Raw genomic sequence first — 21,041 nt, 5'->3', positions numbered from 1 at the left:
TCGGTCCCTGTGCGGCAATGGCCTCCTCGTCACAACTGCCCTACCCGACCCTATCGGGCCCGCACCGGCCCGGGCGAAGCGCCCGGACCGGCGTCCGGCGACCGTCCGCCGACCGGCCTGTCAGGCCCCGACGCGGAAGCGGGCGAAGCGCCGCACCTCGACACCGGCCTCCTGTAGCACCTTCTCGACGGACTTCTTGTTGTCCTTCGCGAACGGCTGGTCCAGCAGGGCGTTCTCCTTGAAGAAGCCCGTGACCCGGCCCTCGACGATCTTCGGCAGGGCCTGCTCCGGCTTGCCCTCCTCGCGCGCCGTCTCCTCGGCGATCCGGCGCTCGTTCTCCACCGTCTCGGCCGGGACGTCCTCGCGGGACAGGTAGCCGGGCGCAAACGCCGCGATGTGCTGCGCCACGTCCTTCGCCACCTCGGCGTTCGCCTGGTCCAGCTCCACCAGCACGCCCACCTGCGGCGGCAGGTCCGGGCTGGTGCGGTGCAGGTACGACGCCACGTAGGCGCCGGAGAACTGCGCGAAGCGGTCCAGCACGATCTTCTCGCCCAGCGTGGCGTTCGCCTCGTCGACGTACGCCTGCACGGTCTTGCCCGGCTCGATCTCCGAAGCCCGGAGCGCCTCGATGTCCGCCGGGGACGTGGCCGCCACGTGCGCGGCGATCGCGTTCGCCACGGCCACGAACTTCTCGCCCTTGGCCACGAAGTCCGTCTCGCACTTCAGCTCGACGAGCACGCCGGAGGTGCTGTCGTCAGCGATCAGCACGACGACGGCACCGTTCTCGGCCGTGCGGCTCTCGCGCTTGGCGACGCCCTTCTGGCCCTTCACACGGAGGACCTCCACGGCCTTGTCGACGTTGCCCTCGGCCTCGTCCAGCGCCTTCTTGCAGTCCATCATGCCGGCGCCGGTCAGCTCCCGGAGCTTCTTGACGTCGGCGGCGGTGTAGTTCGCCATGGTCGGTGAATCTCTTCTCGGAAAGTCGGTGAGGTTGGATCGGCCCCCATGGTTCGGCCGCCACGCACTCGCCGGGAAGGCGATCCGCGGGCCGGGGGACCGGACGCACGTCGAGCCCACGGAGCTACGGCGGGGGCACCGGGCCCCCGCCGTAGCTGCCGTCACCACACGTGCTGTGGCCTGCTACTCAGCGCGTCAGCTCTGCTCGACCTGCGGCGCCTCGGCGACAGGCTGCGGCGCCTCGGCGGCGGGCTGCTCGCCCTCGGGCGCGCTCGCCGCGGCGGCCTCGGCGGGCTGCGACTCCTTCGCCTCGCCCGCCTTCTCGCCCTCAAGAAGCTCGCGCTCCCACTCGGCCAGCGGCTCGCTCGCGGGCTTCTCGCCCTTGCCCTCGGAGGAACCGGACGAGCGAGCGATCAGCCCCTCGGCCGCGGCGTCCGCGATCACCCGGGTGAGCAGGGTGACGGACCGGATCGCGTCGTCGTTACCCGGGATCTTGTAGTCGACCTCGTCCGGGTCACAGTTGGTGTCGAGGATGGCGACCACGGGGATGTTCAGCTTCCGCGCCTCGCCAACCGCGATGTGCTCCTTCTTGGTGTCCACGATCCAGACGGCGCTGGGCACCTTCTGCATGTCGCGGATACCACCGAGGGTCTTCTCCAGCTTGGCCTTCTCGCGGGAGAGGACCAGCAGCTCCTTCTTGGTGAGGCCGGATGCCGCCACGTCGTCGAAGTCGATCTGCTCCAGCTCCTTCAGCCGCTGGAGCCGCTTGTGGACGGTGGAGAAGTTGGTCAGCATGCCGCCCAGCCACCGCTGGTTCACGAAGGGCATACCCACCCGGGTCGCCTGCTCGGCGATGGCCTCCTGGGCCTGCTTCTTCGTACCCACGAACATGATCGTTCCGCCGTGGGCGACGGTCTCCTTGACGAACTCGTAGGCGCGGTCGATGTACGACAGCGACTGGAGCAGGTCGATGATGTAGATGCCGTTGCGCTCGGTGAAGATGAAGCGCTTCATCTTCGGGTTCCAGCGCCGGGTCTGGTGCCCGAAGTGGACGCCGCTCTCCAGCAGCTCCCGCATCGTGACGACGGCCATGGCCGTTCTCCTTGGGGTACTCGGTTGTCGTCAGCGGCGGCCGGATGGCCACCGCTTGCCTGACGCCCCTGACGCGTAGAGCCTGGGAACTCCCTCACGGGACCCTTCCGAGGACCGAGGTACGCGGCCACCTGAGTCGGCGGCGGGGCGTGCGAAGTCAGCCCGGTCTCCCGGGCCGCTCATGCAGTGTACGGGACCGGTACAGCCCCCCGCTCCCCCACGTCATCCCCCGGGAACGCCCCCTGAACCCCACCACCCCGCGACGCCTCTCATCCCTTCCAGCGACGCCCCTTTCCACAACTCCCCAGTAATCCACCGTTTCACCTCCACACCCCCACACCACACCCCACCCCCACAAGAATCCCCCCATGACCCCGCACCTCCCCGTCCTCCCCGCCCTCACCACCCTCGCGACCGCCGCGCTTCTCCTCATCCCCATCTCCACCCCCGTCCCCGCCACCCCCACCTCCGGCCAGTCACCCCGCACCACCTCCGACAGCACCCCCGACACCCGACGACCCCCCACCCGCGCCTGGCCCGTACGCGGACCGACCACCCCACGCCCGAACCTCCTCCGCGGCTGGGCACCCCCGCCCACCCCCTGGGCCGCCGGCCACCGCGGCGTGGACCTCGCCGCCACCCCCGGCCAGCCCGTACGCGCCGCCGCCCCCGGCCGCGTCACCTTCGCCGGCCGCGTGGCAGGCCGCGGCGTCGTCACCGTGGAACTCCGCAACAGCGGCCACCCGCCCCTCCGCACCACCCACGAACCCCTCCGCCCCACCGTCCGCACCGGCGACCGCGTACGCACCGGCACCACCATCGGCACCCTCGCCCCACAAAGCACCGCGCACTGCCCCACCACCTGCCTGCACTGGGGCCTGCGCAGAACAGAGCGCTACCTCAACCCCCTCTCCCTCCTACCACCCGGCATGCTCCACACCCCCACCCGCCTCCTCCCCCTGACCCCGTCCCGAACACCCCAACCCCCCGCCCACCCCGACACCCACACCCACACCCACACCCACACCCCCGAGCACACCTGACCACCACCACAAACCACACTCGACACCACGGCTACGGCTACGGCTACGGCTACGGCTACGGCTACGGCTACGGCTACGGCTACGGCTACGGCTACGGCTACGGCTACGGCTACGGCTACGGCTACGGCTACGGCTACGGCTACGGCTACGGCTACGGACGCGTGCGCGCGCCGCACAACTCGTAAACAGGCCGCGCATCACATGAGGGGGGGGCGGGGGGGGGAGGGGGCGGGGCCCCAGAGGGAGGCAGACGCAAGCGCAGCCCGACGCTTCAGATCCTTCACACCCTCGCCCCTGAAGCATCCGGACCCGGGATCGCGGCGACCCGCCCTTTGGGAACCCTGTCCCCCGTGAGCAACGGGTCCTCCCCTTCGTGACGCCGACCCGGAGGCCTTTCCCTGGCACCTTCGGCGTCGACGGTGCGGCGGGCGTCTCGATGGGGTACGGCTGGATGTCGTCGTCACCAGGAATTGGGCGGGCGACCGCGAGGATGCTCGGCCTGCCGACGCAACCGACCGCAGGCGGGGTCGCGCGGCATGAGACTCGGGCACGGGGCGTCCCGGCGGTGGGTCAGCGGATGTCGCGGGAGCCTTCGGCGCCATGCAGCGCCATCATCACCGCAGCCCGCGTGATCTGCTCTGGGTGTTCGGCGGCGCCGAGTTCGATACGGCGGACGGCCGCGTCCACAACGCCCTGGAGCAGCACCGCGGAGAGGCGGGGCTGGTGGTGCCCGAGGTCGGCGAGGGCGTCGACCACCATGGCGATCAGGCCGCCATGCGCGGCGCGGATCTTCTCACGGGCACCGGCGTCGAGTTCCCCGGCCGAGATCGCGACGACGGCTCGGTGTTGACGGTTCGCGACGAGGTCGAGTTGGCGGCGTACGTACGCCTCGATCTTGGCGTCGGGGGTGCTGGCCTGGCACATGGCTGTTTCGACTTCCGCGGCCCAGACGGGGAAGTCGATAGCGCAGAGTTCCTCGACGACCGCGGCACGGGAGCGGAAGTACTCGTACACGGAGGAGCGAGCGAGGCCGGTGCGGCGTGCCAGTGCCGGGAAGGTGAGGGCCTCGGTTCCCCCTTCGGAGAGGAGGGCGCGGGCGGCGTCCAGCAGGGCGGCACGTTGCATGGTCCGGTGCTCGGCCACTGAGGCCGCTCGAATTCTGGGCACGCGTCTACTTTACGTATGGGAGCGGTTCCGTCCCACCCGTGGTGGTTGATTCTGGGGCTGGCCGGTGACCCGGTTCAGCTGTCGCCGCGCCCCAGGTCGGCGAGCTTCGCGCGCAGTTGCAGGACCGATTTGGTGTGGATCTGACTGACTCTGCTTTCGGTGACTCCCAGTACCTGTCCGATCTCGGCCAGTGTGAGCTGCTCGTAGTAGTAGAGGGTCACCACGGTCTTTTCCCTGCTGGGGAGGGTGTTGATGGCGCGTGCGAGGAGTCGCTTCAGCTCCCGGTCCTCGGCGATCTCGACGGGGTTGTCGGCGGCGGTGTCTTCCAGGGTGTCCATCAGGCTGAGACGGTCACCGCTCTCACCGCCGGCGTGAAGCAGTTCTTCCAGTGCGACCACGTTGGCCAGGGACAGCTGGCTGAAGACGGCGTGCAGTTCCTCGACGGGGATCCCCATCTCCGTGGCGACCTCGACCTCTGAGGGGCTGCGCCGGAGAGTGGCTTCCAGGGTGGAGTAGGCCCGTTCGACGGCGCGGGCCTTCTGCCGTACGGAGCGCGGGATCCAGTCGAGGGCGCGGAGTTCGTCGATCATCGCGCCGCGGATCCGGGTGATGGCGTAGGTCTCGAACTTGATGGACCGGCCGGGATCGAACTTCTCGATGGCGTCGATGAGGCCGAACACCCCGGAGGAGACGAAGTCGGCCTGTTCGACGTTGGAGGGCAGCCCCACGCTGACGCGTCCGGCCACGTACTTGACGAGCGGTGAGTAGTGGAGGATCAGCTGTTCCCGCAGCCGGTCATCGCCGGTGACCTTGTAGGACCGCCAGAGCTCTTCGAGTGAGCTGGGTGCGGTGGTGTCCACTGCCGCTGACGTCACGGTGGTGGACGCGCGGTCAGGCCCGGGGAGGTGCTGGGGCATGCGTCGCCTTGAGCCGTTCTGCTGGTTGATGGCCGGTTTCCGGAATGCTTGGACGCGTCTCATGAAGAGACGACGTGAGCGTAGCGTGACTACTCAGTCGCGTTGTGCACAGGTAACTCGTACTGGACGGCGAAGATACGTTCCGCTGACCCCACTTGTACGAGGACCGGCGCACGGTTCGCGCGGCACGGCGTGGCTGGTATGGGGCTGGAGAAACGCACATGAATCACCCTTCCACTCCATAGACCCAGGTCAAGAACCGCCTCATCACCCGATGGGGTGTCCGGTGGTGGGTCCGGTGAGCTTCCAGAAGGCGCCTTCCGGCTTGACGAAGCCGAGTGCACGGAGTTCGTGAAGCCGCGCCAGCGCGACGTTTGGTGGGACGGCCGCGGCGTGCGCGAGCGTGGACAGCGCGATCGGCTCGGCCACGGGGAGCGCTTCCAGGACTCGCGCGGCTTCCGGCGGCAACGCGTCCCGGGGCAGCGTGGGGCCGCGCCGTTCCGGCGCCAGTTCCCCTATCTCGCCGACCAGTTCGATGACCTCGTCGGCGTCGGTGACGAGCGTCGCCTCGCCGCGCAGCAGCCCGTGGACGCCCGCGGAGAGGCTGGAGGACACCGGTCCGGGGACCCCCATGGTGTGCCGGTCCAACTCGCGGGCGTGCCGGGCGGTGGCCAGCGATCCGCTGCGGAGTGCCGCCTCGACGACGATCGTCCCGCGGGTCAACGCGGCGATGACGCGGTTACGCAGGACGAAGCGGCTGCGGGTGGGGTGGTCGCCTGGGGCCAACTCCGCGAGGAGCAGCCCCTCGTGGGCCAGGCGCTGGACGAGTTGGGCATGCCCTTTCGGGTAGGCCACGTCGACCCCACTGGCAAGTACTCCCACGGTGGGGCCTCCCGCGGCGAGGGCGCCTCGGTGGGCGGCCCCGTCGATGCCGGAGGCGACGCCGGAGACCACCGTCCAGCCACGTTCGGCCAGTTCGGCACCGAGGAGGGAGGCGGTACGGGCTCCGTAGTCAGTGCAGGCGCGGGCCCCGACAAGGGCGACGGAACGCAGTGCCCAGAGGCGGAGTGAGGGGGTACCGCGGATCCAGAGGCCGATGGGTCGCGTGTTTCCGAGGTCGTCGAGTTGGCGTGGCCATTCGGTGTCACCGGGGCAGACGAAGCGGCCGTTCAGCGCCTCGATCGAGGCCAGGTCGGCTTCGGGGCGGGCGGTTTCGGCACGGAGTCGGAGTCCCGCCCAGCGCCGTGTGGTGGCGCCGGGCAGCGGGGTGTGACGGTGGGTGAGGGCGTGCAGGACGGCTTCGGCGCCGCGCTCGGTGAGCCAGCGACCGACGAGTGCGTCGCCGGGCTCGGTGATCCTGGTGAGGGCGGCGCGGGCGAGGTGTTCGGGTTCTGTCACGCGCGGGCTCCGGTGGCGGTTCCCCGGGTGATGCCGGTGCGGAGTTCCAGCGCGGTGTCGACGTCCCGGCTGGTGGGGCGATCGTGCCCGGCGAGGTCGGCGATCGTCCAGGCGACGCGGAGTACGCGGTCGAGACCGCGTGCGGTGAGGAAACCGCGTTCCATGTCCTCTTCAGCGGTGTTGAGCGCGCCGGGCTCGGGTGGGTAGCGGGTGCGCAGTTCGTGCCCTGGGACTTCGCTGTTGGTAGCCCAGGGGGCTTCGGCGTAGCGTCCGGCGGCTCGTTCGCGTGCGGCGAGGACGCGGGCGGCGACCTCGGCACTGGTTTCGGTGTGACCCCGATGTGCGGCGAGTTCGGCACGGGTGACGGGTTCGACGGTGACTCGCAGGTCGACGCGGTCGAGGAGGGGGCCGGAGAGCCGGGCGCGGTAGCGGCGGATGGAGGAGGGTCGGCACTCACAGCCGCCAGCGGGTGCTCCGTGTCGTCCGCAGGGGCAGGGGTTGGCGGCGAGGACGAGGAGGAAGCGTGCGGGCATCCTCGTCATTCCGGATGATCTGGCGACCACGACGTGGCCGCACTCCAGGGGCTGACGGAGGGCGTCAAGGACGCGGGAACTGCATTCGGCGGCTTCGTCGAGGAAGAGAACTCCGCGGTGGGCGAGAGAAACAGCTCCGGGGCGGGGGAGGCCGGTTCCGCCTCCGACGAGGGCCGCCATGGTGGCGGAGTGGTGGGGCGCGCAGTACGGGGGACGGTTGGCGAGTGGCCTGCCGGGCGGGAGGGCTCCGGCCACGGAGTGGACGGCGGTGACTTCCAGGGCTTCCTTGGTGCCGAGGGCGGGCAGCAGGCCGGGGAGCCGTTCGGCGAGCATGGTTTTCCCCGCGCCGGGTGGGCCTTTGAGGAAGAGGTGGTGGTGTCCGGCGGCGGCTACTTCGAGTGCTCTGCGAGCGGTGACCTGGCCCGCGACGTCGGCCAGGTCCGGAGGGTGGTGCTGGTGTTCGGCCGAGGTGTCGGCGGGGTTGACGGGAAGGGCGAGTTCGGCGAGGTAGGGACTGTTCCACGGGGATTCGGGATCGCCGCCGGGTGACTGCTCTTCGGGAAGAGGCTCGTCGGCCAGGAGGGCGATGAGCTGGCGGAGGGTGCGGACGCCACGAACGGTGACGCCGGGGACGAGTTCGGCTTCGGGTGCCGTTTGTTCGGGGACGACGACGTGTTGGTATCCGGCCTCGGCGGCGGCGAGGACGGCGGGGAGGACTCCGCGGACGGGGAGGACCCTGCCGTCCAGGCCGAGTTCACCGATCATCATGAGTCCGGCGATCTCCCGGGGGTCGATGCGTTCGGCGGCGGCCAGGACCGCGCAGGCGACGGCGAGGTCGAAGCCGCTGCCTGATTTGGGGACGGATGCCGGGCTGAGGCCGACGGTGAGTTTCTTCTGTGGCCATTCGGCTCCGGAGTTGACGACCGCGGCCCGGACTCTGTCCCGGGCCTCGCTGAGGCTCTTGTCGGGGAGTCCGACGAGGGTGAAGGCGGCCACGCCGGGTTCGAGGTCCGCCTGGACCTCGACGAGGACGCCTTCGACGCCGGTGGGGGCGACGGCGCAGGTGCGTGCGAAACCCATCAGGCCACTCCCCGGACGTGTTCGACCCTGGGTGCGCCGCGACGGGGCAGCGTGATGCCGACGAGGTCGATGCGGATACCGCCGGTGGGGGGCGTGTGGTGCCGGGTGAGCCAGCGTTCGGTGAGCCAGCGGTTGGCGAGGGTGTGAAGTCGGGCGGCCTTGAGGGGACTGACGCCGGCTGAGGGGGATCCGTACGGTCCTGGCCGCCTGGTTTTGACCTCGCAGACGACCACGGCGTCGGCGTCCCGGGCGACGATGTCGATCTCGCCTTCGACGCAGTGCCAGTTGCGGTCGAGGATGGTCATTCCGGTCTGGCGGAGCCAGCGTTCGGCGAGCTGTTCTCCGTACCGACCGAGTGCTCTCTGGGTGTTCATGCCTCACCTCCGGTCATCGACTGTGCGGTCTCCGGAGGCAGTTGGGGGATCTTGGAAGGGGTTGGGGGATAACTCCTGAGTTGTGGAGGGAGCCGCCACCCTTGCGGGTGAGACAGGGTGCTGGGTGTGCGTGGGCGGAGGGCGCTCGGGTAACTGTGCTGGCTGTGACGTGGGAACCTCAACCGGCACAGTCAGCACAGCCAACTCGGTCTGCACGACCGACCGGAGGGTCTGACCGGTGGGCGGGCTTGTTGGTCCGACCGGGGGCGGTTCAGTGCGGGTGTGGGCCCGGGGGGAGGTGTGGTTGCGATGTGGGGCGGCCGAGTCCGGATGACGGGAAGGGTTCGCGCGGTGGCCCTCCGCGCGGATGGCGATCCCTCGGGAGGTTCCGTGTTCGGGAAGGAGTCCCGGGGTGGTCCTGGACGGGGCCACCGCGGTCGGTGGCGGTGCGGCCCGGAGCGCGGGGCGGTCGCGGCCATCGCGTCGCGGGGCGGGCGTCGCTCGTGCCGGAGTGGCGGCGCCGCCGGTGCGGGCTCGGTGGGCTCGTACGGGCGCTCGGCTGTCCGGCGCTGTTTTCGGGTCTGGCGCACGCCGGCCACCGTTGTCAGTGAGTCGGCTCGATGGCCGTGCCCTGAGAGGTGGTTGAGCCGTTGGTGGTGTCGGGGGTATGACGATTGAGCCGCAGCGGCGGGTTGCCATCGCGGTGTGCTGGGGAACGAGCGAGAGGGGCGGCGTGCCAGTTCGTTGGTTGAGGCGCGGCGCGGGTGTTGTCGCACGCCGGGGGTGCGCGGGCTCGGTGGGGCCAGACCCGTGTGGTGGCTCGCGCGATGGGCTGCCGGAGGTGGGATGCCGGGATCGGCGGTTCGCCGTGGGTGGAGGTCAGCTCTTGAAGTCGGAGTCCTCGGGGAGGGCCAGGTCGCTCTTGTTGAGTTCCTCGATGTTGACGTCCTTGAAGGTGAGGACGCGGACCTGTTTGACGAAGCGGGCGGGTCTGTACATGTCCCAGACCCAGGCGTCCGCCATGGAGACCTCGAAGAAGACCTCGCCCTGGACGGAGTGGACCTGCATCTCGTAGTCGTTCGTGAGATAGAAGCGCCGGTCAGTCTCGATCACGTAGGTGAACAGGCCGACGACGTCCCGGTACTCCCGGTAGAGCTTTAGCTCCATTTCGGTCTCGTACTTTTCGAGATCCTCGGCGCTCATGACGTGTCCCCTTCAGCCGTCGTCCCCTTATCAGCCGTGCGTCCCCCTATTGTGCGTCACCCTTGTCGAGTGCGGGCTGAAAGCGCGGCCCGTCGCGCGAGTGGCCCATAGGCGGCTCCGCCCAGCACGAGGGCGGCTCCCGCGACGATGGCGGCCACCGCCCAGGGCAGAGGACCGGGCTCGGAGGTTCCGCCGGGCAGCGCCGCGAACCCCTCGGAGCCCGGTTCCGGCAGCATTCCGAGGCTTCCGAGCGGCCAGGCGACGGCGTCGACGCGTCCGGTCACGGCGGAGCGGGACACCGCGCCGTGGTCGCCGTCCTCCAGACGCGTCCGGGAGTCGAGGGAGTCCTGTCGGTTGTCACCGAGGAGGAAGAGTTTCTTCCCGGGGACGACGGTGGTGCTGAATTCGCGCTGGGCCTGGGGGTCCTGGCGCTGGACGTAGGGCTCCTCGACGGGTCTCCCGTTCACCGTCAGGTGGCCTCGGGCGTCGCAGCAGGCGACCTTGTCCCCTCCGACGCCGATGACCCGCTTGATCATGGGGCTGGATCCCCAGACGGAGTCCTGGAAGACCACCACGTCACCACGGCGCACCTCGTCACCGTCGACGCGTTCAGCGAGTACCCGGTCGCCCGCCTTGACGGTCGGGTCCATGGAGTCGGTGGGGACGGTGTAGGGCTGGTAGAGGACGGCTGCCCACACGAAGCCGCCGAGGAAGAGGACACAGCCGAGGGCGACGGCGATGCTGGAGATCCGGTGGCCGAGTCGGCTGCCGCCGGCCTCGCCACGTGAGCCGTCCGCCATCTGAACGCTCCCGGGTCGGTGGTCCGGCCTCGGAGATCCCCTCCGAGGCCAGAGCGCACCTTACCCGGGAGTACGGGCGAGCGTCAGCCCGTGCTCGCTTCGCTGTTCACTTCTGGCGGCGACGCCAGAGGACGAGCGGGACGGCCGCCATGAGGCCGAGCCCGGCGGGGGCGACCGCGGCGGCTCCGGCCGCCAGGCCCTGCTGGTCGTAGGTGCCCGGCACGGGCAGGGTGGACCAGCGGTTGATCGGCCAGGCGACGACGACGGCCCGGCCGACGACGTTGTCCACCGGGACGAAGCCGTCGGAGGGCTGGTCCTGGTGGTAGCGGGAGTCCAGGCTGTTCTGCCGGTGGTCGCCCATGACCCACAGCTTGCCGTCCGGCACCTTGACCGGCTTGAAGGCGTTGTCGTCACACGGGCTGTTGCCGGGGAAGAGGTACGAGGTCTCGTCCAGCGCCTTGCCGTTGACCTTGACGGGTCCGCCCTTGGTGCACTCGACAGTGTCGCCGCCGACCGCGATGACCCGCTTGATGAGGTCCTTCTCGTTGGCCGAGGGCATCAGGCCGACGAAGCTCAGCACCTTCTGTACCGGGTTCTCCTCGACCTGCATCTCGGGGAGCCAGCCGCCCGGGTCCTCGAAGACGACGACTTCGCCCCGCTTGGGTTCGGCTCCGAACCACGGGGTGAACTTGTCGACCAGCACGCGGTCCCCGCGTTGCAGGGTGTTCTGCATGGAGTCCGACGGGATGGAGAACGCCTGGAGAAGGAACGTCTTGATCAGCAAGGCGAGGACCAGTGCGACGCCCAGGAGGATCGGGAGTTCCTTCCAGAAGGAGCGCTGTTTGTTCTTCCGCGCGGGCCGCCGCCCTGCTCCGTCAGCGGGTGGACTCACCCTGCCGTCACTTCCTTCCTCCGGGACCGGCGGTGGTGGACTGGCCGTCCCGTGCGCCGCGTCAGGGCGCTCACCTTCTGGGTCTTCCGAACCAGTTCGAGCGCCGACCGCTACGTCCCCCACACTCACTCCTCACACTGCGCTGCCGTCTCCACGACAGTCGGTACAGACCCACCACTCCCATAACGAGCGGGAGTTCCGCAGGGATCGGGAGTTGCCCAACTCGATTGTCCCCGTGGCCCAGCGCGGAGGTGTCGACGGCACGTGCGTCCGGCACGGACGCGTAGGTCCCCGGCTCCTCCAGCCGTCGCCAGTGGTCGAATGGCCAGGCGATGACGACCGCCCGTCCAACGACCAGGTCTTCGGGAATAGTTCCCTTGTCGGGCTCTCTCCGGTGGTAGCGGGAGTCAGCGGAGTTCGAGCGGTGGTCACCCATCACGAACACCCTGCCGACCGGCACGGTGACCTTGAACTTCATCTCGGAGGGCTTGTTCCCCGGGTGGAGGTACGGCTCGTCGAGCGGGGTCCCGTTGACCGTGACGCGTCCCTGCTTGTTGCAGCACCTGACGGTGTCCCCGCCGACCCCCACCACGCGTTTGATCAGGTCCTGCTCCTGGTCGGAGGGGAGGAGCCCGATGAAGGTGAGCAGTTCCTTGCCCTGCTTGATGCCTATCGGGTCGTCCGGCGGGTCGGCCTGTTCGTGTTCGAGCCAGCCCCCGGGGTCCTTGAAGACCACGACGTCGCCGCGTTCGGGTTTGGAGCCGAACCAGGGCGTGAGCTTGTCGACCAGCACCCGGTCGCCGATCTTGATGGTCTGTTCCATCGATCCGGACGGGATCACGAACGCCTGTACCAGGAAGGTCTTGAGGACCAGCGCGATGAGCAGGGCGACCCCGATGAGGATGGGTATCTCCTTGGTGGCCGAGAGCCGCCTGCGCCGCTGGATACGTTTGGCCTCCCGGCGCCGCTCGGCCCGCCCGCCGAGGGCACGCGGCGTCTCGTCGGAGCTGTCCTCCGCTCCGGACGTCGCACCGTCCTCCCCACCCCGGTGCCCCGGGCCGGAGGGTGGGACGGCGGGTTCGCCGGGCGGGCGGGGGGCGGTACCGGGCGGGGGGCCGCCGGGCCTCTCCGGCGGAACTGTCAGCGGGCGTCCGGCAGCGGGACGGACCGGACCGGGCGGAGGGCCGGGCGGCGGTTCGGCGTAGTCGAAGGGCTCGGTGTACTGGTAGCCGGAAGTGGGCTGGGGCAGCGGACCACCGGACCCGCCCACGGGGGACGGCCCGGTGGGCCGGTAGCCCGGGTGTCCGCCATTGCCGCCGTATCCGTTGGCCCCGCCGTGGCCGTTGGCCCCGCCCCGTCCGTCGTAGCCGCCCGGGCTGTCCTGGGCCTGGGGGCTGTAGGGCCGTGGGGCGCCGACGGGATACGCGGTGGCGCCGGGGTACTCCGGACCGCCGCCCGGGGAGTGGGGCGAGGGGTTCCCGGGCCAGCGGGGCGCGGTGTTCCCGGAGGGGGCTCCCGGCGGTGGGGCGTCCGGCTCGCCGTCGTACTCGCTGGGGACGCCGTAGTCGTAGGGGCGCTGCCGGGGGGTGGGGGGCCAGTGGTGTTCGTCGTGCCGCGCGCCGCCACGGTCAGCCATCGCCGCCCGCCCCGGCTCCGGGGACGGTGCCCCAGCGGTCGAAGGGCCAGCTGATCCACTCGGCACGGCCGATCACGCGCTCGACAGGGACGGTGCCGCCGCCCGGTGATCCCAGGTGGTCCCTGGAGTCGCTGGACTCCGAGCGGTGATCGCCCATCACCCAGAGGCGTCCGGGTGGCACCCGGGTGTCGAACGGAACGGCCGAGGGCGCGTCTCCCGGATGGAGATACGCCTCGGCGACAGGCTCGCCGTTCACCTCGATCCTCCCCCGCTTGTCGCAGCAGCTGACCCGGTCTCCCCCAACGCCGACGACGCGCTTGACGTAGTCGCTGCCGGACGGCTGTGTCAGGCCGACCAGCGTGCCGGCCTTCCGCAACAAGGCGATCACCCGGTTCCCAGCCGGGGCCTCCTCGTCGGCGAACGAGCCGGTGCCGTCGAACACCACAACGTCTCCGCGCCCCGGATGGTTGCCGAATCGGTAGGCGAGCTTGTTCACCATGATCCGGTCGCCGGTTTCCAGGGTGGGCGCCATGGACGAACTCGGGATCCGGAAAGGCTGCACCACGACCGCGCTGACCAGCAAGAGGGCCATGGTCACGATCAGTGCACCGAGTCCGAAACGAACGGAGCGCGGCCGGCGCTTCCGTGCCTTGTCGGGGCCGGAAGAGCGGTCGCGCTCCGATGTGTCGTGCTCGTTGTCGGTGCCCATCGAACCGACAGCTTAGCGGCGGCGGAGCCGCGCGGAGGGGCGGGAGATCAGTTCTCCCGCTTCTCCTTGATCTTGGCGGCCTTGCCACGCAGCTCGCGCAGGTAATAGAGCTTGGCGCGGCGGACGTCACCGCGGGTCACGACCTCGATCTTCTCGACGATCGGGGTGTGCACCGGGAAGGTGCGCTCGACGCCGACGCTGAAGCTGACCTTGCGGACCGTGAAGGTCTCGCGGACGCCGGCGCCCTGGCGGCGGATGCAGACGCCCTTGAACTGCTGCACACGCGAGCGGTTGCCCTCGATCACGCGGACGTGCACGTTGACCGTGTCGCCCGGGCGGAACTTGGGGATGTCGCTACGCAGGGAGGCGGCGTCGACGCCGTCCAGAAGGTGGGACATGTTCGTCTGCTTTCCTCGCCCATGCCACAGGTCATCGGCGGAATCCTCGTGAGTTGACTGGGGCCCGCACGTCGTGCGGCGTTCGTCCCCCTGTGGCAGGGTCGCGCGCTGGACGTGGAGCGGGCGCCTATTCTTCCACGTCCTGCTCAGGCGGCCAAAATCGGCCGTCCGCCCCCGCCCGCCAGCCCAGGTGTTCCAGGGTCGCCCGGTCGTGCTTGTCCAGCGCGTCGGGCGGTGTGGTCTCGATCAGCTCGGGGCGGAGCGCCGCGGTCCGGGTGAGCGCCTGGTCCCTGCGCCAGCGGGCGATGTTGCCGTGGTGGCCGCTGAGCAGGACCTCGGGGATGCCCTGTCCGCGCCACTCGGGCGGTTTGGTGTAGACGGGGCCTTCGAGCAGGTTGGCCATGGCGCCTGGGGCGAAGGAGTCGTCGCGGTGTGAGGCGGCGTTCCCGAGGACTCCGGGGAGGAGCCGGGCGATGGCCTCGACCATGACGAGGACCGGGGCCTCTCCCCCGGCGAGTACGTAGTCCCCGATGGAGATCTCGTGGACGGCCGCCACGTCGGGGCGGTGTGCGTACTCGTCGATGACGCGCCGGTCGATGCCCTCGTAGCGGGCGGGGGTGAAGACCAGCCAGGGAGCGGCGGCCAGTTCCTCGGCCAGTTCCTGGGTGAAGGGGCTGCCGCTGGGGGTGGGGACGAGGATCCGGGGGGTGTGGCCGGGGGCGCCGGAGGCGAGGACGGTGTCCAGGGCCTCGCCCCAGGGCTCGGGTTTCATGACCATGCCGGGGCCGCCGCCGTAGGGGGTGTCGTCCACGGTGTGGTGCCGGTCGTGGGTCCAGTGGCGCAGGTCGTGTACCCGCACGTCCAGCAGGCCGCGGGCGCGGGCCTTGCCGACCAGGGAGACGTTCAGTGGCTCCAGGTACTCGGGGAAGATCGTGACGACGTCCAGCCGCATGGGGTCACTCCTCGCCGAGCAGGCCGGGCGGGGGGTCGATGACCAGGCGCTGCCGGTCCAGGTCGATCTCGGGGACGATCTCCGTGACGAAGGGGATGAGGGCCTCCCCGCCCTCGGGGCGGGCGACGACGATCAGGTCCTGACCGGGAAGGTGGGAGATCTCCGCGACGCGGCCGACGGCACCGCCGTCCCGGGTGACGACGTCGAGGTCGATGAGCTGGTGGTCGTAGAACTCCTCGGGGTCCTCGGGCTGTACGTCGGGGTCGACCTCGGCGACGAGGAGGGTGTTGCGGAGCGCCTCGGCGGCGCTCCGGTCGGCCACCCCGGCGAAGCGGAGCAGGAGCCGCCCGCTGTGGACGCGGCCGGTCTCGATGGTGAGGGGGCCGGTGGCGGGGGGGTCGGTGGCGAGGACGGCGCCGGGGGCGAGCCGCAGTTCGGGTTCGTCTGTGCGGACCTCGACCGTGACCTCGCCCTTGATGCCGTGGGCGCGGCCGATGCGTGCGACTACCAGCTGCACTGTTCTTCTCCGTGCTCGTTCGGGCGCGTGTCGGCCCGGCGGTGGTGGTGCGGTCCCGGCGGCCGCTGGGGGTGGGGCGGGTGTGACAACGGGCCGGGGACGGCGAGCTGCCGTTCCCCGGCCCGTGCCGGTGTTGCGTGCCGCGTGGTCAGCGGACCTGGTCCACGTCGACGAGGTCGACGCGGATACCCCGGCCGCCGAGTGCGCCCACGACGGTGCGGAGGGCGCGCGCGGTGCGGCCGTTGCGGCCGATCACCTTGCCGAGGTCGTCGGGGTGGACCCGGACCTCGAGGACCCGGCCACGGCGCAGATTCCGGTTGGTGATCTGCACCTCGTCCGGGTGGTCGACGATGCCCTTCACCAGGTGCTCGAGGGCCTCCTCGAGCATCCTCAGACCTCGGTCGACTCGTCGGTGGACTCGGCCTTACCGGCTTCGTCCGCCTTCTTCTCGGCCTTCTTGGCCTTCGGGGTGATCGCCTCACCCGTCGGCTCGTTCGCGGACGCCTTGGCGGCGGCCTCGAAGAGTGCGCGCTTGTCGGCCTTCGGCGCGGGGACCTTCATCGGCGCCGGGGCGGGCAGCCCCTTGAACTTCTGCCAGTCTCCGGTGACCTTGAGGATGGCCTGCACGGGCTCGGTCGGCTGCGCGCCGACACCCAGCCAGTACTGGACACGCTCCGAGTCGACCTGGATGAGCGAGGGGTTCTGCATCGGCTGGTACAGGCCGATCTCCTCGATCGCCCGGCCGTCCCGGCGGGTGCGGGAGTCAGCGATGACGATGCGGTAGTGCGGCGAGCGGATCTTGCCCAGTCGCTTCAGCTTGATCTTGACGGCCACGGGTGTGGTGTCTCCTGGTCTTGACGTGGTTGGGCACGGCGAATCGCCACGTGGGGTTGTGGTGCTCGACGTGTCCGATGGACGCGTCAGCCGGAGGAGAGAGGGGTCCTGTGCGGCTGTCGAGTACAGCCGACCATGATGCCACATCCGGGAGGTGGGCCGTACCCGTTCCCGGGGGCTGTGGGCGGTGCCACGCGGCACCGCCCGCCGCGGCCGGCGTCCCGGGCTGGGGCGCCGGCGGATGACGTCACTGGGTGACAGCGTCTGGTGACGCCGGTGGACGGGTCAGCCGACGGCACCGACCGGTTCCGGCTTGTCGACGGGGATACGGAAGGGCTTGCCGCAGGCTCCGCACATGATGGGCGCCTGGGCGAGGACGGACGGGACGACGCGGACGTTCCGCCCGCAGTCACAGACCGCCTTGACGCGGACGCCTCCTCCGGAGGAGCCGTGCCGGGCGGCGGGGCCGCGGAAACTCTTGCCGCCGTCGGTCTCGGTCGCCGCGCTGTACGCCTTGAGGGCGCGCTGGAGGCGGTCGATGGTCGCGCGGTAGCGGCGTCTGGTGTCGGGGGTGAGGAGGACGAGGGAGAAGCCGCTGCTGGGATGCGCCTCGTCCGGGTGGTCGAGGCCCAGCTCTTCGGCGATGGCGAGGAACCGGCGGTTGTGGTAGCGGCCCGCGCGCGAGGTGTCGCGGATACCGCGGGCGGCGGCGAGTCCGTGGACGGCCTCGTGCAGTAGCCGTTCGAAGGAGAGTCCGACGCCACAGGCGGACGAGGACTCCCCGATGAGTGATTCGGGCGCGGCCAGGTCTGGCAGCTCGGAGTGGTGCCGTTGAATGTCGGCCCACGCGGCTGCCAGTTCGGCGGCGAGAACTGGTGGTGTCGTGCTCACGTCGTGCCCAACGAGCCAGGGCGGCTTGGTGTTCCGATTCCGGGGCATCCCCAATAATTTGCACGTACCGGTCAGTTCGCGCCGATGACGACGACGCGGTCGGGGCGTGGGATTCGGCGCAAGCCGCGCGTGGCTGCGCCAACTCCGCCCAGCCGTGGCAACTGGGGTGTATCCGCCGAACGTCCCGCCCGGCGGCTGGTGGGCCGCTTCGGTGGCCTGGTCCGGCCCGCCGTTTCCGGTGAACGCCCGCCGCGTCGTTGACTGTTGGGCATGGCGGGCGGTGGGGCGCGATCCCGCGGATCCGCCGTGGCGTCGATGGTACGCAGTTTCGTGGTCTAGTCCACCCGTCTCACGAGGGCACGGAACCGCGTCCGCCCCACCGGCGTTCCCGCCGGGGTGTTCCGCCGGGGTCGGCGGACGGCCCATCCGGCTTCGCGCCCTAGCGCCCCGGCCGGTCCGTGGCGGTGCCCGGCGGTGGACGACGCCCCTGCTCGTACCGCCCGGCCCGGGGCGCGGCGACCGGGGTGGGGCGGGGTCACGGCGCGGCGGGGGGCCCGGTCCGGCGGACGGGGCACCGGTGGGGACGCGCGGCGGGCCTTCCGGAGAACCGGTGGCGCACCCGGGGCCTGGGCCGGGGTCCGGGCGCGCCACCGCTCCGTCCCGCGGGTTCCCGGGAAACGGCGCCCCACCGCTCGTCATACCGCTCCCCCACCGGTGCTGGCATGGTGCTGGCACGGGGGGGTGCTGGCGCGGGCTGAGGGGTGTGGGGCGCGCGGTGAAGGCGTGCCGCGCGCCGGGCGCACGGGGTGCTCCGGTCGCCGCCCGGGTGCGGCGGGTTTCGGTGACGCGGGGGGTCCTCAGCCGGCGGAACCCCGGTTATCGTCACCGACGTCCGACGGCCGGGAGGGGACGCGGGTGGAGGAGCGGCTGGCACAGCGGATCCGGTTGTTCCAGGAGACCGGGCAGGTCAGCGCGGAGGTGGCCGAGTTCGTCTCGGGGGAGCTGGACGCGCTGTCCGCCGAGGGGCTCCGGGTCTCCGAGGAGACGGCGGGCATGCTGACCAGCCATCTGCTGCTGGCCCTCACCAGACTCCTGGAGGGTGGGGCGCTCGCGGCGTCGCCGCTGGAGGGGCGGGTGACCGCCGAGTTGGCGGACGAGCCGGAGGCGCTGGCCCGGGCGGGGGCGCTGGCGGAGCGGGCGGAGGCGGTGCTCGGCGCCGCGCTGCCGGACCCGGAGGTGGGATTCCTGGCGCTGCATCTGGCCGTCCTGCGGCGGCGATCACCGCCCGTGGCCGAGGGGCCCGAGGCCCGGCCCGCGCGGTGAACCGGCGTGCCGCGCTTCCTCGGACGGTTCCGGGGCCCGCGTTCGGCGGCGGCCCCCCGCGAGGCGGTGTCCGGGACGGCGGCGCGGCCGGCGGGCGGGACCGGTCGCGGGTGCCCCGCGTCGCCGCCGTCCCGCGCGGCCTCGCCGTCCCGTGTGCCCAGGTGCTCCGCCGTCCGCCGAGCGGCGGTGGCGGAACCCCGGGCGGACGGGGGGGGTGGGCGTCTGGTGTTTCCAGCGGCGCCCCCGCGGCGCCCCGTGTGGCGAGGGTCCGGACGCGGCACGCGTCGCGGCGAACCGGCGAGCGGGCGAACCGGCGAAGCGACGGAGCGCCCGAAGCGACGGACCGGTGGAGTGACAGAGCAGCGGTGCGGCGGACCGGCGGAGCGACGACAGGGAGCTGACGGCGGATGACCAGGATTCTGACGGGTGGCCTCGCGAAGGACGAGGTCGCGGGGGCGCTGCGGGCGCTCGACCTCGACGGGTTCGATGTGGAGGTCTCGAACGACATGGACGCGGCGGTCCTGCTCCGCGGTGGGCGGGCCGACTACTACCTGGGCACCTGCCACACGGGGGCGGGCGCCTCGCTGGGGCTGCTGCTCGGTCTGCTGGGCGGCGCGGTGTGTCACACCTTCGGCCGGAGTGTGCCGCGCGAGGACGAGGTGGCCGCGCTTCTGCGGGGCGGCACGCGGGTGTTCGGCTTCGGCCTGGACCAGATCCCCGGCACCGTCCCGGTGCTCGCCCGCGCTATCGCGGCGCACCGCCCCTGACCTGATCCGGCGGCGTCCGGTCCCCCACTGAGGAGCTGCCCGTGCGTACCTCTCTGGTCACTCTCGCGAGCGGGGGCGGTGACGAACTGGGCTTCTCGCTGGCCCAGCAGGTCCTCGTGATCGCGCTGTGCGCGCTCACCGCCCTGATCTCCCATCTGGCGCTGGCGGTCTTCAACGACGGGGTACGTCCCTTCCTGCTGGACTTCGTCCAGGGGCGCTCCACCCGGAACGCCACGACGGCGGTGGCGTTCGGGCTGTCCGCCGGGTTCGTGTTCGGGCTGGGGGCGCCGATGGCGCTGTCGACGGGGGTGCTCAACCCCTGGTTGCTGTTCCTGCCGACGGATGTGCTGGGTTTGCTGGCGCCGCGGAGGTGGCTGGCGCCGCTGCTGGGCGGGGCGTGGGGCGCGGTGGTGGTGTTCGGCCTGAAGGGGGCGAACGATCTGGCGGGCGATCTGCCGGTGGACTTCCTGACGGCGATGCGGGAGATGTCGACGCCGATCCTGTTCCTCTTCACGCTGTTCCCGGTGCTGGCGATCGCCCGGCAGTTCGGCCGGTCGCGCGGCGGGGTGGCGGGGGTCGTCGAGTTGGCGCTGGTGGTGCTGACGATGAAGCTCTGGCCGGACATGTTCGCGGGGGCGCTGGCGATGGCCGTCGGGGTGCTGTTGCTGATCGGTTTCGCGGTCGCCCGGGATCTGGGGCGGCGCCGGGCGGAGCGGCTCGCGGCCACGTCGGCGGACGGTGGGGGCGGCGGCGCGGGGGCGGCGGGGGCGGCCGGGATATCGGGTGCCGGTGGGGAGGGCGGGGAGCGGGACGTGGTGGGGAGGGCGCCGTCGGGTGGGGTGGCGGGGGGCGCGGCAGCGGGTTCGGGCGGGGGTTCGGTGGGGGGTGGGCTGGGGTCGGGGGGCGTCGGGGAGGATCCGGCGGCCTCGCTGTTCGGGGCGAGCGCGGCCCGGCTGCGGCGGCATCTGCCGCTGTTCATGCTGCTGGGCGCGGGGGTGTGTGTGCTGGCGCAGGCGCACGTCTTCGGTGGCGGGGAGGCGACGAGCTTCCTGATCGCGGATGGTGACCACACCGGGGCGGCGCAGGTGGACTTCTACCGGGTGTTCGGCTTCGTGCCGCTGATCGCGACGACGGCGCTGGCTTCGGGGGCGTACGCGATCGCGGGGTTCACGCTGGTGTATCCGATCGGCTACCTGCTGCCGAGTCCGTGGCTGGCGCTGCTGGCGGGGGCGCTGGTGTTCGCCGTCGAGGTGCTGGCCCTGTCGTACGTGGGGCGGCTGTTGGGGAGGCTGCCCTCGGTGCGGGAGTCCTCGGAGTACCTGCGGGGCGCGATCTCGGAGAGTCTGGGGCTGGCGATCCTGTTCGGTTCGCTGATGGCGGCCCACACGATGGGCGGTGGGCTGGGGATTCTGCTGGTGGGTGGGTTGTATCTGCTGAACGAGGCGATGGGGCGGGTCGTGGTGCGGATGGCGGCGGCTCCGGCCGCGGTGCTGGTGGGTGGGGTGCTGCTGAACCTGCTGTACGCGCTGGATCTGTTCACCCCGGTCGCGGGCTGAGT

At 71.2% G+C, this 21,041-nt stretch carries 22 protein-coding genes; 4 read left to right on the top strand and 18 right to left on the bottom strand.

The genetic code is table 11. The features are described 5' to 3' along the window. Positions 1-120: 120 nt before the first annotated feature. Together tsf and rpsB are read right to left on the bottom strand one after the other, a co-directional pair. Positions 121-957, bottom strand: a complete 837-nt coding sequence (gene tsf, locus E0L36_RS13185) for a translation elongation factor Ts (protein ID WP_180929211.1) — start codon at positions 955-957, stop codon at positions 121-123. A gap of 195 nt (positions 958-1,152) precedes the next feature. Further along, positions 1,153-2,049, bottom strand: coding sequence for a 30S ribosomal protein S2 (rpsB, locus tag E0L36_RS13180; protein ID WP_180929210.1), 897 nt, complete (start codon positions 2,047-2,049; stop codon positions 1,153-1,155). A gap of 368 nt (positions 2,050-2,417) precedes the next feature. Between rpsB and E0L36_RS13175 the strand changes: the two genes are divergently transcribed. Continuing rightward, positions 2,418-3,092: a M23 family metallopeptidase gene (locus E0L36_RS13175; RefSeq protein WP_180929209.1), complete on the top strand. Its 675-nt coding sequence runs from the start codon at positions 2,418-2,420 to the stop codon at positions 3,090-3,092. Between the two features lie 570 nt (positions 3,093-3,662). On the opposite strand, the gene E0L36_RS13170 is transcribed toward E0L36_RS13175, so the two are convergent. The 16 genes from E0L36_RS13170 to E0L36_RS13095 form a co-directional block, all read right to left on the bottom strand. Further along, on the bottom strand, positions 3,663-4,235 hold the full coding sequence (locus E0L36_RS13170) for a TetR/AcrR family transcriptional regulator (RefSeq protein WP_180929978.1): 573 nt from the start codon (positions 4,233-4,235) through the stop codon (positions 3,663-3,665). A gap of 98 nt (positions 4,236-4,333) precedes the next feature. Then, positions 4,334-5,176, bottom strand: coding sequence for an RNA polymerase sigma factor WhiG (gene whiG / locus E0L36_RS13165; protein ID WP_180929208.1), 843 nt, complete (start codon positions 5,174-5,176; stop codon positions 4,334-4,336). 267 nt (positions 5,177-5,443) lie between these two features. Further along, positions 5,444-6,574 carry a DNA-processing protein DprA gene (gene dprA / locus E0L36_RS13160; RefSeq protein WP_180929207.1) on the bottom strand — a complete coding sequence of 377 codons (1,131 nt, stop codon included), beginning with the start codon at positions 6,572-6,574 and terminating at the stop codon, positions 5,444-5,446. Continuing rightward, positions 6,571-8,187: a YifB family Mg chelatase-like AAA ATPase gene (locus tag E0L36_RS13155; protein WP_180929206.1), complete on the bottom strand. Its 1,617-nt coding sequence runs from the start codon at positions 8,185-8,187 to the stop codon at positions 6,571-6,573. The genes dprA and E0L36_RS13155 overlap by 4 nt, the downstream gene beginning before the upstream one ends. After that, positions 8,187-8,561: a YraN family protein gene (locus tag E0L36_RS13150; protein ID WP_180929205.1), complete on the bottom strand. Its 375-nt coding sequence runs from the start codon at positions 8,559-8,561 to the stop codon at positions 8,187-8,189. The genes E0L36_RS13155 and E0L36_RS13150 overlap by 1 nt, the downstream gene beginning before the upstream one ends. Positions 8,562-9,440: 879 nt before the next feature. Beyond that, positions 9,441-9,764: a DUF2469 domain-containing protein gene (locus tag E0L36_RS13145; protein WP_180929204.1), complete on the bottom strand. Its 324-nt coding sequence runs from the start codon at positions 9,762-9,764 to the stop codon at positions 9,441-9,443. A gap of 56 nt (positions 9,765-9,820) precedes the next feature. Next, positions 9,821-10,564, bottom strand: a complete 744-nt coding sequence (gene lepB, locus E0L36_RS13140) for a signal peptidase I (protein ID WP_180929203.1) — start codon at positions 10,562-10,564, stop codon at positions 9,821-9,823. Positions 10,565-10,670: 106 nt separating this feature from the next. Next, entirely contained in the window at positions 10,671-11,579 is a 909-nt protein-coding gene (gene lepB, locus E0L36_RS13135; protein WP_180929202.1) for a signal peptidase I, read from the bottom strand. Then, the gene (lepB, locus tag E0L36_RS27645) at positions 11,527-12,600 is read right to left on the bottom strand and encodes a signal peptidase I (protein WP_180929977.1); all 1,074 of its coding nucleotides are present in this window, start codon (positions 12,598-12,600) and stop codon (positions 11,527-11,529) included. The genes lepB (E0L36_RS13135) and lepB (E0L36_RS27645) overlap by 53 nt, the downstream gene beginning before the upstream one ends. A 484-nt stretch (positions 12,601-13,084) precedes the next feature. Continuing rightward, entirely contained in the window at positions 13,085-13,801 is a 717-nt protein-coding gene (gene lepB / locus E0L36_RS13125) for a signal peptidase I (protein WP_180929201.1), read from the bottom strand. A 47-nt stretch (positions 13,802-13,848) separates the two neighbouring features. After that, positions 13,849-14,199: a 50S ribosomal protein L19 gene (gene rplS, locus E0L36_RS13120; RefSeq protein ID WP_180929200.1), complete on the bottom strand. Its 351-nt coding sequence runs from the start codon at positions 14,197-14,199 to the stop codon at positions 13,849-13,851. A gap of 127 nt (positions 14,200-14,326) precedes the next feature. After that, entirely contained in the window at positions 14,327-15,151 is an 825-nt protein-coding gene (trmD, locus tag E0L36_RS13115) for a tRNA (guanosine(37)-N1)-methyltransferase TrmD (protein WP_180929199.1), read from the bottom strand. 4 nt (positions 15,152-15,155) lie between these two features. Next, positions 15,156-15,668 carry a ribosome maturation factor RimM gene (rimM, locus tag E0L36_RS13110; RefSeq protein ID WP_180929198.1) on the bottom strand — a complete coding sequence of 171 codons (513 nt, stop codon included), beginning with the start codon at positions 15,666-15,668 and terminating at the stop codon, positions 15,156-15,158. Between the two features lie 148 nt (positions 15,669-15,816). Next, entirely contained in the window at positions 15,817-16,056 is a 240-nt protein-coding gene (locus E0L36_RS13105; protein WP_180929197.1) for an RNA-binding protein, read from the bottom strand. Positions 16,057-16,058: 2 nt separating this feature from the next. Further along, positions 16,059-16,502: a 30S ribosomal protein S16 gene (rpsP, locus tag E0L36_RS13100; protein WP_180929196.1), complete on the bottom strand. Its 444-nt coding sequence runs from the start codon at positions 16,500-16,502 to the stop codon at positions 16,059-16,061. A gap of 285 nt (positions 16,503-16,787) precedes the next feature. Beyond that, the gene (locus E0L36_RS13095) at positions 16,788-17,441 is read right to left on the bottom strand and encodes a hypothetical protein (RefSeq protein WP_180929195.1); all 654 of its coding nucleotides are present in this window, start codon (positions 17,439-17,441) and stop codon (positions 16,788-16,790) included. Positions 17,442-18,308: 867 nt separating this feature from the next. On the opposite strand from E0L36_RS13095, the gene E0L36_RS13090 reads away from it, so the two are divergent. From E0L36_RS13090 to E0L36_RS26990, 3 genes are all read left to right on the top strand, one after another. Beyond that, on the top strand, positions 18,309-18,716 hold the full coding sequence (locus E0L36_RS13090; protein WP_180929194.1) for a PRD domain-containing protein: 408 nt from the start codon (positions 18,309-18,311) through the stop codon (positions 18,714-18,716). A 407-nt stretch (positions 18,717-19,123) separates the two neighbouring features. Then, positions 19,124-19,483 (top strand): DUF2620 family protein, encoded by a 360-nt coding sequence (locus E0L36_RS13085; protein ID WP_180929193.1) that lies wholly within the window; start codon positions 19,124-19,126, stop codon positions 19,481-19,483. Positions 19,484-19,524: 41 nt separating this feature from the next. After that, positions 19,525-21,039 carry a YhfT family protein gene (locus tag E0L36_RS26990; RefSeq protein ID WP_219636551.1) on the top strand — a complete coding sequence of 505 codons (1,515 nt, stop codon included), beginning with the start codon at positions 19,525-19,527 and terminating at the stop codon, positions 21,037-21,039. Positions 21,040-21,041: the final 2 nt, after the last annotated feature.

The sequence above is a fragment of the Streptomyces sp. AJS327 genome, assembly GCF_013450295.1.
Taxonomy (GTDB): Bacteria; Actinomycetota; Actinomycetes; order Streptomycetales; family Streptomycetaceae; genus Streptomyces.
The sequence above is the reverse complement of the archived record's forward strand: the minus strand, read 5'-3'. Positions and strand labels throughout refer to the sequence as shown.

Coding starts and splice junctions, on each gene's coding strand:
- E0L36_RS13145 (WP_180929204.1), bottom strand. CDS start 9,764: ATGAGCGCCGAGGATCTCGAAAAGTACGAGACCGAAATGGAGCTAAAG.
- E0L36_RS13085 (WP_180929193.1), top strand. CDS start 19,124: ATGACCAGGATTCTGACGGGTGGCCTCGCGAAGGACGAGGTCGCGGGG.
- lepB (WP_180929201.1), bottom strand. CDS start 13,801: ATGGGCACCGACAACGAGCACGACACATCGGAGCGCGACCGCTCTTCC.
- E0L36_RS13105 (WP_180929197.1), bottom strand. CDS start 16,056: ATGCTCGAGGAGGCCCTCGAGCACCTGGTGAAGGGCATCGTCGACCAC.
- E0L36_RS13175 (WP_180929209.1), top strand. CDS start 2,418: ATGACCCCGCACCTCCCCGTCCTCCCCGCCCTCACCACCCTCGCGACC.
- rplS (WP_180929200.1), bottom strand. CDS start 14,199: ATGTCCCACCTTCTGGACGGCGTCGACGCCGCCTCCCTGCGTAGCGAC.
- E0L36_RS13095 (WP_180929195.1), bottom strand. CDS start 17,441: ATGCCCCGGAATCGGAACACCAAGCCGCCCTGGCTCGTTGGGCACGAC.
- trmD (WP_180929199.1), bottom strand. CDS start 15,151: ATGCGGCTGGACGTCGTCACGATCTTCCCCGAGTACCTGGAGCCACTG.
- E0L36_RS13155 (WP_180929206.1), bottom strand. CDS start 8,187: ATGGGTTTCGCACGCACCTGCGCCGTCGCCCCCACCGGCGTCGAAGGC.
- rpsB (WP_180929210.1), bottom strand. CDS start 2,049: ATGGCCGTCGTCACGATGCGGGAGCTGCTGGAGAGCGGCGTCCACTTC.
- whiG (WP_180929208.1), bottom strand. CDS start 5,176: ATGCCCCAGCACCTCCCCGGGCCTGACCGCGCGTCCACCACCGTGACG.
- E0L36_RS13150 (WP_180929205.1), bottom strand. CDS start 8,561: ATGAACACCCAGAGAGCACTCGGTCGGTACGGAGAACAGCTCGCCGAA.
- tsf (WP_180929211.1), bottom strand. CDS start 957: ATGGCGAACTACACCGCCGCCGACGTCAAGAAGCTCCGGGAGCTGACC.
- lepB (WP_180929203.1), bottom strand. CDS start 10,564: ATGGCGGACGGCTCACGTGGCGAGGCCGGCGGCAGCCGACTCGGCCAC.